At 68.2% G+C, this 9,954-nt stretch carries 8 protein-coding genes; 4 read left to right on the top strand and 4 right to left on the bottom strand.

What is annotated here, in order from left to right; all coding sequences use genetic code 11:
• Window positions 1–193 precede the first annotated feature (193 nt).
• The 3 genes from MMF94_RS42860 to MMF94_RS42850 are packed head-to-tail and all read right to left on the bottom strand — an operon-like array spanning window position 194 to window position 3,158.
• On the bottom strand, window positions 194–1,144 hold the full coding sequence (locus tag MMF94_RS42860) for a 2-hydroxyacid dehydrogenase (RefSeq protein WP_241043247.1): 951 nt from the start codon (window positions 1,142–1,144) through the stop codon (window positions 194–196).
• Entirely contained in the window at window positions 1,141–1,938 is a 798-nt protein-coding gene (locus tag MMF94_RS42855; protein WP_241043246.1) for an HpcH/HpaI aldolase family protein, read from the bottom strand. Before MMF94_RS42855 ends, MMF94_RS42860 begins: the two co-directional genes overlap by 4 nt.
• Window positions 1,939–1,961: 23 nt before the next feature.
• Window positions 1,962–3,158 (bottom strand): enolase C-terminal domain-like protein, encoded by a 1,197-nt coding sequence (locus tag MMF94_RS42850; RefSeq protein ID WP_241043245.1) that lies wholly within the window; start codon window positions 3,156–3,158, stop codon window positions 1,962–1,964.
• A 403-nt stretch (window positions 3,159–3,561) separates the two neighbouring features.
• On the opposite strand from MMF94_RS42850, the gene MMF94_RS42845 reads away from it, so the two are divergent.
• From MMF94_RS42845 to MMF94_RS42830, 4 genes are all read left to right on the top strand, one after another.
• A complete protein-coding gene (locus MMF94_RS42845) occupies window positions 3,562–4,242 on the top strand; it encodes a FadR/GntR family transcriptional regulator (protein WP_241043244.1) in 681 nt (226 codons plus the stop codon).
• A gap of 458 nt (window positions 4,243–4,700) precedes the next feature.
• Complete coding sequence (locus tag MMF94_RS42840; RefSeq protein ID WP_241043243.1) at window positions 4,701–5,558, top strand: ABC transporter substrate-binding protein; 858 nt, start codon at window positions 4,701–4,703, stop codon at window positions 5,556–5,558.
• A gap of 206 nt (window positions 5,559–5,764) precedes the next feature.
• Complete coding sequence (locus MMF94_RS42835) at window positions 5,765–6,415, top strand: maleylpyruvate isomerase family mycothiol-dependent enzyme (protein ID WP_241043242.1); 651 nt, start codon at window positions 5,765–5,767, stop codon at window positions 6,413–6,415.
• Between the two features lie 201 nt (window positions 6,416–6,616).
• Window positions 6,617–7,642, top strand: a complete 1,026-nt coding sequence (locus tag MMF94_RS42830) for an acetylserotonin O-methyltransferase (protein WP_241043241.1) — start codon at window positions 6,617–6,619, stop codon at window positions 7,640–7,642.
• 1,371 nt (window positions 7,643–9,013) lie between these two features.
• Here the strand turns inward: MMF94_RS42830 and MMF94_RS42825 are convergent.
• The gene (locus MMF94_RS42825) at window positions 9,014–9,343 is read right to left on the bottom strand and encodes a hypothetical protein (protein WP_241043240.1); all 330 of its coding nucleotides are present in this window, start codon (window positions 9,341–9,343) and stop codon (window positions 9,014–9,016) included.
• Between the last annotated feature and the right edge of the window lie 611 nt (window positions 9,344–9,954).

The raw sequence follows: 9,954 nt of genomic DNA, 5'->3' as shown, positions 1-9,954 counted from the left end.
CGTAGCCGCCACGGCGAGCTCGACGCCAAGAACGGCGCGGCCATCCAGGCCTGGACGGACAAGTACGCCGCCGAGCGGAAGCAGGAAGAGTCCACGCAGGCCTGACCGGGCGTAACGCGCGTCCGACGGGCCCAGCCGGAGTCGGCCCATGAACATCGGTCCGCCACGACTGACGTTCATGGGCCCTCTCGCGTCAGGGCACCGGCGTGACGGCCGTGCCCGTCGCGAACCAGGACCGGATGTTGTCGATCATGCACTGGTCCATCGCGTGGCGGGATTCGACGGTGTTGCTGGCGATGTGCGGTAGAACGACGACGTTGTCCGCCTCCCGCAGCGCCTGCGGCACATTCGGTTCGTCGGCGAACACGTCGAGACCCGCACCGCCGATCGTGCCGGTCACCACGGCGTCGACCAGCGCCTTTTCGTCCACCAGCCACCCGCGCGCGATGTTGACGAACACACCCTCCGGGCCGAGTGCGGCGAGCATCTCGGCATCGACGAGATCGCGCTGCCCCGGGCCGCCCGCCGCGCACAGGAACAGGAAGTCGGACTCGCGCGCGAGCTCGACCCCGGAGGAGTACAGCCGGTGATCGACATCGGGCGCGGGCCGCGGGTCGTAGTAGCCGATGGTCATGTCGAACGCCGCGAGCCGCTGCGCGAGGAGCCGTCCGATCCGGCCCATGCCGAGTATGCCCGCTCTCTTGCCGGAGAACCGCCTGCCGGATGCCGGAGGCCCACCTGGACCCCAGTGCCCTACCCGCACCCACCGGTCCCCGGCCGTGATCCGACGGGAGACGTCCATCGCGAGCACAACGGCGGTGTCTGCGACGTCCTCGTAGAGAACGGGCGTGGTCGTGACCACGATTCCCCGCTCACGGGCGTAGGTGAGGTCGGTGCGTTCGAGCCCGACGCCGAACAGCGCCACGATCTCCAGCTTCGGCAGCGCATCCATCATCGGCGCGGACAGGCCGATCATGGGGCTGGACAGGCCGCCCCGGATCCGTTCCGCCGCCGCGCCCAGCGAGCCCGCGACGTCGTCGACCGACTCGACCTCGTGCAGCGTGAACTCGGCTCCGAGCGCCTCGAGCACCGCTGGGCGGTGGTTGCCGATCACGGCGATCTCGACGCGATCCCGTGCGGTCATGCGTACTGCCCGGTCGCGGGGAGCACGACCTGCCTACTGCCTTCGAACGCCTGCGCGACAACCGCCGTGGCGGCCTGCCGCATCAGCGCGGCGTCCGAGCCGACCGTGAACATCGCGTACCCGCGGGCGTGCCAGCGCCGTGCGGTCTCGACGCTGTCGCAGTGGATCCCCGCGACGACGCCGTGCCGACGGCAGGCGTCGACGACCGTCTCGATGAGACGCTCGTGCTCGGGGTCGGTCACGGCGAGAGTCGGCGTCATCCCGTGGCCGAGCGCGAGGTCGGACGGGCCCACGTAGATCGCGTCGACACCTGGAACCGCCAGGATCGCGTCGAGGTTCTCCACCCCGCCGGGCGTCTCGATCATCACCGCCACGATCGTGCGCCGGTTGGCCACCTCAGGGCTGTAGTTCTCGACGTCGAACGCCGCGCGGATGGGGCCCCACGAGCGCATTCCCATGGGCGGGTACTTCGCGGCGGCGACCGCGGCCCGTGCCTCCTCAGCGGAGCTCACCATCGGCACGATCACTCCCTGCGCGCCTGCGTCGAGCGCCTTCATGATGTGGTCGGGCTGGTTCCATGCCACTCGCACGAACGCCGGCGTAGCGGTGATGGACAGTGCCTGCAGCATCGGCGCCATCTGGTCGTAGGCCACCAGCCCGTGCTGCGTGTCGATGCACACCCAGTCGAATCCGCTGCGGCCCATCAACTCCGCGGAGAACGGGCTGGGAATGGAGCACCAGCCCCCGATCGTCGCGTCGGTGCCGTCCCACAGCTCACGCAAGGTCCTACCCATGGTCTCTCCCCGCTTGTCGTCGGTCACGCGAAGCTCAGCTCTCGCTGGCTTTCGATCTTGTTCTCGTCGAGGTCCATGCCCAGGCCCGGCTCGGTCGGTGGGGTCACCTCGCCGTCTACCGGATGGACGGGATGGGCGAGGAACCACTGGTGGATCGTGTTCCACTTGAGCAGGTACTCGATCATCGGCGTGAGCGTCGGCGGCTGGGCGAAGCTGATGTGCGTGTTCGCCGGCACCGAGTGGCCGTGCGGGATGAGCTGCACGTCGTACGCGCTCGCCAGCGCCGCGATCTTGAGCATCTCGCTGATGCCGCCCGCCCAGTACGTGTCGGGCTGGTAGAGGTGCATGGCGCCGTCGGCCATGAGCTGGTGAATGCCCCAGCGCGTGTACTCGTGCTCCGCGCCGGACACCAGGATGTCGCTGCGGATCCGCCGGGTGATCTCGGCGTAGGACTGCGGCTTGTCCGGCAGCACGGGTTCCTCGATCCACCGTGGCGCGTACTCCGCCAGCCGATCGGCCATGCGCAGTGCGTACGGCACGTCCCACGACATCCAGGCGTCGACCATGATGTCGACGTCCGGCCCCACCGTGTCGCGCAAGGCCGCGATCAGCGCGACGTTGGCCTCCATTCCGGCCTTGCCGTCGGTGGGCCCGTGCCGGGGGAACCACTTGGTGGCGCTGAATCCCTGTGCCACGATCTCGGCCGCGCGCTCCCGTGCGGCGTCGAGGTCCAGCGAATAGCCGAGAGCGGAGGCGTAGGCCGGGATCGAATCCCGCACCGGGCCGCCGAGCAGCACGTATACCGGCACTCCGAAATGGCGACCCTTGAGATCCCACAGCGCGCAGTCCAGGGCGCTGATCGCCATCATCTCGACGCCCTTGCGGCCGTGCACCGCCGAGCGGTACATGACGTCCCAGAGGTACTCGGTGGCAAGCGGGTCCTGGCTCACCAGTAGCGGTGCGAGGCCTGTCTCGATGACATGCGCCTGCTCCCGGGTGATCGGCCCGGCGGTGCCGGTGACGCCGCCGTCGGTCTCGATGTGGACGAACACCGAGGTGATCCGGTAGGCGCCGGCACCCGTCGAGGGCAGGAACGCCGGTCCCTCGGCCCGGAACTGGGGGTAGATGTCGACCGGGCGGATCAGGCGTTCCTCCCAGAACACGCCCGGATGGTCCATCGTGCCGCTGTACTCCACGCAGCGGACGGCTGCGATCTTCACGCTCGGTTCCCCTTCGTCGAAACTGCTCCTGGATCTGCTCGCAATCGGCTCCGTCCTCCGGTGGCTGCCTCTGGACATCGGCGGAGACGAAATGGCGAGCGTGGGATATCCGAATGGCGACCTATTGAGGCGCGTCGCGTGGCCAATTGATTGCTACGGATCGAATGCCGGGGAGCGCGAATTCGGGGTGCGCTGCGCGGCGATCATGGTGTCGTGTCTGTGGCGTAACGACGGATCGAGTGCGTCGGGCATCGCGAATCCTCTCGACGTGGAACCCGACGGCGAGCGTGGACCAGGGAGCCCCAGGGGAGTGACAGACGTTACGGGAGCGTAACATCTGGTCTGACCAGATTGGAAGACCAGCCTCCGGATTCCGATCCGGTCAGCGCGACAAGGAGACGCCGTGAAGGAGCAGCACGCCCTCGTGGCCGAGCTCGTCCCCTTCCTGCTTTCCCGAGGCTACGCCCGCAACGAGCGGGCGCCCTCGGAGCGGGAGCTCGCGGTGCGGTTCCAGGCGAGCAGGCCTCAGGTTCGCGAGGCGCTGTCCGTGTTGGAGGCGCTGCGCCTGATCGAGCGGCGTCCGAAGTCCGGCATCTACCTGACAACCGAGTCCGCCAGCATCGAGGCGCTGGCGCTGTTCGCCGAGCTCGGCATCCCGCTGTCGCGCGAGGAGCTCAACCAGACGGCAGAAGTGCGGCGCATCCAGGAGATCGAGGCAGTCCGCCTGGCATGCCGGAGACACGACGACGCGAACATCGACGAGCTGCGGCGCTGCCTCGGTGAGTGGGACCGCGCCATCGCCGCGGGAGAACCGGTCGGCGAGCTGGATCGCGACTTCCACTGCGGACTCGTCAAGGCCACCCAGAACATGGTGCTCCTGCGGCTGGTGAACATCTTCTACCTCATGACCAAGCGGCAGCGGGAGTTCTACTTCCGGAACCGCGACCGGCGCAGGCAGTCGAACGCCGAACACCGGCGGATCTTCCAGGCCGTCCTCGAGCGCGACGAGGAACGCGCCGTGCAACTTCTCGACGCCCACCTGGTCAGCGCGGACAGCTACTGGAACGGACTGCTCCCGAGCTGAGCCGATCCCGGTCCTGACGGCCCCGGCGCGGACGGGCGGTTCCATCCCGGGGCACCGGGCCGTCGCCCAGGCCAACGCGGCTGGGGGCGCGGTCGGCATCGCGCCCGAGGGGGAGGCACCCACTCGGCTGTCGCGAGGCCAACCGGCGCGACCCCTGGCGCATCCGCCGTCCTCGTGTCCAACCACGGCGGACGCCGCATCGGAGTTTGCTCACATTACGGTCCAGCGGGGTGAGTCGAAGCGAATTCTTGGGATGTGTCAGGACTGCGGATGCCCGAAAATTCCTTTTCGGCTCGACTCGGACGTGCGAAGGTGATCTCTCATTCTGGCGTCGCACGATACCCGCGGTTGCCGCTTTTCTGCTCGTTTCGTCTCTTGTCGGCGGGTGCGCTGCAGGGGCACAGGGTGACGCGAGGCCGATTGCCGAGCGCGACAGCTATCACATCGGCCTGCTGCAGATGTCCCCGGCGGCCGTGATCGACGCGACGGTGCGCTCGTTCGAGGACGAGCTTTCCCGGTCAATGGCACCGAAACCGGTCACGTTCGACGTGATCGATGCGCAGGGCGACCAGAGCCTCATCGCGAGCGCGGCGCGGGACCTCGCGGGCTCCGCCGACGACGCCCTGGCGGTGATCGGGACGCCCGCCGTGATCGCGCTGGCCCGGGAGGAGACTCATCGGCCGGTCATCGCGATCGCCATGGGCGACCCGGTCGGCGCCGGCGTCGCGGAGAACCTGGACATGCCCGGCGGGAACGTCACCGGCAGCGTCGACTACGTCGACCCGGCGTGGCTCCTCGACCCGATCATGACGATCCGGCCGGCGCCGACCCGGCTGGGCACCGTGTACGACCCGTCCAATCAGAACATGGTGGTGTGGATCGACGCCCTGCGCCGGGCTGTCGCTGCGCATCCCGGGCTCCAGTTGGTGGAAGCGACCATCTCGGGGCCTGCTGATATCCCGAGCGCGGCGGCCGGCCTCGTCGGACGCGCCGACGCGGTGCTCGTCGGGCCGGACGCGGCGGTGTTGGCGGGCCTTCCGGCGGTGGGCTCCACGGTCGGCGGGGCCGGCGTTCCGGTCTACGTGTCGAGCGGCGACGCGAGCGCCGACGGCGTTCTCGCGAGCATCGGGCCGGACTATCCGGCCGTCGGAGTGCTGACCGGCCGGGTCGCGGCCACGGTCCTGCTCGGGACGCCGGCGGGTGAGGTGCCGTTCGGTCGCCCGACCGGAGTGAGGTTCGTGATCAACAAGAAGACGATGGACGCGCTGGGTCTCAGCTTCCCGCCGGCCATCCTGGGCACGGCGACGGTGCGCTGATGGTCGAGCGGAACGATGGAGTGATGACAGCAGTCTGCTATTGCTGGACTGCACCACCCGGCAGTCGAGATCATCACCCCCACGAACGGGTCCTACGGACCGGAGGACCGACGCAAGGAGGCGGACCACTCGATGACGTGCCAGGTTTCGACCGTCACCACCTGCTTGCGCCACATGGGCATCGTGGTCGTCGTCGCGGTGATCGCGTGAACACAGATGTGGTCTACGTGGCCTCGGCTCGCGAGCGGCGCCGCATCGCCGACCTGATCGACGAGCTCAACGCCGATCAGCTGGGCACGCCGAGCCTGTGCGAGGGCTGGACCGTCCGCACCGTTGCCGCCCACCTCGTCGCAGCAACCACGCCATCGAAGCTGTCGTTCGTCGGCGAGCTGCTTCGACATCGCGGTGACGCGCACGCGACCAACGACACCATCGCGCGACGGATCGCGGCTGAGCCCGCCGGCGAGATCGCCACGCGCCTGCGGCGTAACGCGGACAGCCGGTTCGCACCGCCCTTCGTGGGCGCGCGGGGGCCGCTGACCGACGTGCTCGTCCACGGTGGCGACATGCGCCTTCCGCTCGGCCTACCCCATGCGCCCGACCCCGCGCACGTCCGTCCCGCGCTGGAGTTCGTCACCACAGGGCGCCCGGTCGGCTTCGTGCCGCGAGGCCGGTTGCGCGGGCTGCGGCTCGTGGCCACGGACCTGGACTGGACGTGGGGTGACGGCGCCGCCATCGAAGGCCGCGGCATCGACCTGCTGATGGCTGCCTGCGGACGCCACGTGGTCCTGGCGAACCTGACAGGCCCGGGCGCCGCAGTTCTGCAGGATCGTCTCTCTCCGCCGAATCCGGCCTGACCAGGAATGATCCGCGGTTCTTATGAAGGAGAGCGCGCCGCTTCTGCCGTAACCGATTTCATGCGGGAGTCGCAGTGCTCGAACGATGTGGGTGAATCGTGTCAAAAAGAGAGTGCGGCCGATTCCCGCATGCTGAACTTGTGCTGCAGATCAAAACGCGAATCGTGAAATGAGGCCGAAGATCGTGCTAAGAATACAGTCATGAATCAGATCGACGAGGAACGTGTCCACCTTGCTTCGATGATGTGGGAATCCCACAAGCCGCTGGTTCTCTACGCCCTGGTCCGGCTGGGTATTCCGGATCTGCTCGCGGACGGGCCGGCGAGCGCCGAACAACTCGCGGAGAGGTCGGGAACTCACGCGGCATCACTGAACCGCCTGCTCCGGGCTGCGATCACCACCGGCACCGTGCACGTCGACGGTGTTCGCTTCGGGCTCACCACGCGCGGCGACCTGCTGTGCTCTGACGTGCCGGGCTCGATGCGCAACCCCCTCCTCTGGTACGGGTCCGGCGAGAAATCGCTGTCCTGGAGAAAACTCGACGACAGTGTTCGCTCCGGACGGGATGCTTTTCACCACGTCTTCGGTCGTGGCTTGTTCGAACACTTGTCGGAACATCCGGACAAAGAAGAGATCTTCAATGAGGCGATGGCCGCGGCCAGTGGCGGCGTCGCGCACGTCCTGAGCGATATCCCCGAGATCGCCGGATCCGCTCGACTGGCCGACGTGGGAGGAGGAAGTGGCGCCATAATCGCCGGCGTGCTCGCCGCGAACCCCCACATGCAGGGTTTACTCTTCGACACCGAATCCGGGCTGAGCGGCGCCGAGGAAACTGTCTCGGCGGCCGGGGTGCGCGAGCGCTGTGACATCGTGCCGGGCGACTTCTTCGAATCGGTTCCCGGTGGCTGCGATGCGTACCTCCTGAAGCATGTGATCCACAACTGGAGCGACGATGACGCCGTCACGATCCTGCGGCACTGCCGGGAGACCATGCCGCCGGACGCCGCGTTGTACCTGGTGGAGACGGTGGTCCCCGATGACCCGGCGGAGTTCGATGCGGTCACCATGATTCGAGATCTGAACATGCTGGTCCTGCTCACCGGCAGGGAACGCACCAGAACGGACTTCGAGCAACTGCTCTCCGCGGCCGGCCTGGAGTTGACCGGCGTCTCCCGACTGGCACGACCGGCGCACCGCTCCAGCTTGATCAGCGCCTCAGTGGCCTGAAACTCCAGCGCGCCGGGCAGCGGGAGGTCCCCGGTGCACCGCACGACGAGCGCCGAGAGGCGCCAGTGCGGCCTTGATCATCGATCGAGGCCGCTCAGCAGCACCGACACGGTTGCTCGTCCCCGTTTGGTGATCAAAAAGCGGCGTCCGAGCGGTGGCCGCCCGGCGCTGTCCGGGCCTTGATCATCGGTTGGGGCCTGTTGGCTGTGGCTGGCTCTGTTGTTGGTCCCGGTGCGGTGATCAAGGTGCGTTTTCTGGGTGGTGGCAGCCTGGGGTTGTCGGGGCTGTGATCATCGGTTGGGGCCCTGTTGGCTGTGCCTGGTCCTGTTGCCGGCCCCCGTTTGGTGATCAAGGTGCGGTGTCGGGGCGGCCGCCGGGTGTGTGGCCGCTCGGGGTTGTCGGGGCTGTGATCTTCGGTTGGGGCCTGTTGGCTGTGGCTGGCTCTGTTGTTGGTCCCGGTGTGGTGATCAAGATGCGGTGTTCGGGTGGTGGCCGCCTGGGGTTGTCGGGGTTTTGATCATCGGTTGGGGCCTGTCGGCCGTGCCTGGCCCTGCTGCTGGCCCCCGTTTGGTGATCAAGGTGCGGCATCTCGGCGGCCGGCGGGTGTTGACCGATCGGTGGCGGCCCCTGGCTCGATGATCCGGGCCGAGGCCGTTGAGCCGCGCGCCCGGCACAGCTGCTCGTCCCCGCTCGGTGCCGGGCCGCGTCGAACGCGCGAAGCGCTCGGCGAGCCCGGGGTGGTGCCTGGCGAGGGCGGCGGGCCGCTGCGCCGCGGCGGCGGTCAGGCCGGTGTCGGGGCGGTAGGGGCAGGAGCGTGTCGATGTAGCCGTCCATCGGTGGGGCGGTGACGGTGCGGCCCGCGGCGTGGTCGAGGTGGTAGATCACGCCGCGGCGTCCGAGCGGTGGCCACCCGGCGCGGTGGTCGGTCGGGGTTCCGGCACGCTCTTGATCATCGGGCCGAGCTGCACTCGACATGGCTGTCCGTCCCGTTCGGCGATCAGGACCGGATATCCGAGGGGTCGCCCGGCGCGCGGGCGGGCCGCCGGGGCTATCGGCGGCGAGCACGGGGACGCCGTCTCATCGTGGCACGGCGGATGGGGCTCGGCGGCGGGCGCGGCTGCTGGAGCCACCGGAACTGGTGGAGACAGTCGGCCGACTCGGCGGCAGTAGTCGACCAGCCGGTGCAAGGCGCCCGGGATCGGCGGAGCCATAGAAGAACAGCTTGGCCTTGATCATCGATTGAGGCCTGCCAGCCGTGGCCGGCCCTGCTGCTGACCCCCGTTCGGTGATCAAGGTGCGGTGAGGCCCGTTACCCCGGAGCCGGGGTCGTTCCCGAACTGCGCAAGATCGGCTGCGTCTCGCAGCCTCCTCTCATCGGTCGGTTGCGGGCAACCACGACCGGAGAAGCTCAGGGTGATGCCCCGCGTAGAAATCGGCGATGAATTCGGTCAGAGCCTGCGGATTGGTGACCGTTGTGAGGTTCTTCGACCAAATCTGGGTTGTCGTGGCACTGACCAGTATCCGGACGCGGTTGGTGAATCCTCGGATATATGTCGCGACGGGGCACGCACCCTTGACCCGCGCACCCTTGATTCCTTCACTCTGCAAGAACGCCGCCAACTCGTCGCCCGTTCTGAACCGCCCGAAGTCTTCAATGCTCTGCTTCGCGAGCTGCTCATCCGGAGTGAGCGTGCCGTTCACGTCTGTGTCTTCCGCCGTCGTCGTAGCTCCTCAGGCGAGTGCAAGGGCAGGATCTCGTCGAACCCTGCGGCACTGACCTGCCTACCGACCAGCTTGACACAGCCACTGTCAGCATCACGGTGCCTGTGACCCATTGGGCGCCTGACGGCCGGTGGCGCTCGCCGAGGGAGCTTCCGGTCTGATTGCTCCACGCCGAGCCCATGCGGCCGGGTTGTTCCGGGTGCCGTAACCGCTGGTCGGAGCTTTACGACCGCTGATGCGGCGGCCCGCCTGCCGTGACGGGCCCGGGTACTCCATTAGGCGGCCGACATTCCTCCGTGCGTCGGCGTCGCTGCCGAGCGAACGAGTGGCGTCCGAGCCGGACGACGTGCTGCGGATCACGACGATGTGGGATCCGGGGGTCCTTCGGGCCGACGGGTGCCCGGAGAGCCGAGTGGCGGGGCTGCTCAGTGGATCCAGGCCGGCGGGACGTCGCCCATCTTGCGCGTGACGAACGCGATGTACTGCAGTGGCTTGCCGTGCACCGACAGTCGATGCCGGTAGTGCTTGACGGCCAAGGGCACGATCGTCTTCTCGGCGAGCATGCGTTGGATCAGCCGGCTGAAGCCGCT

This window comes from Pseudonocardia alaniniphila (assembly GCF_022524485.1).
GTDB classification, from domain to species: domain Bacteria; phylum Actinomycetota; class Actinomycetes; order Mycobacteriales; family Pseudonocardiaceae; genus Pseudonocardia; species Pseudonocardia alaniniphila.
Note: the sequence above shows the minus strand (reverse complement) of the source record. Positions and strands in the feature narration are given on the sequence as shown.

Coding starts and splice junctions, on each gene's coding strand:
- MMF94_RS42860 (WP_241043247.1), bottom strand. CDS start 1,144: ATGACCGCACGGGATCGCGTCGAGATCGCCGTGATCGGCAACCACCGC.
- MMF94_RS42855 (WP_241043246.1), bottom strand. CDS start 1,938: ATGGGTAGGACCTTGCGTGAGCTGTGGGACGGCACCGACGCGACGATC.
- MMF94_RS42840 (WP_241043243.1), top strand. CDS start 4,701: ATGTCCCCGGCGGCCGTGATCGACGCGACGGTGCGCTCGTTCGAGGAC.
- MMF94_RS42830 (WP_241043241.1), top strand. CDS start 6,617: ATGAATCAGATCGACGAGGAACGTGTCCACCTTGCTTCGATGATGTGG.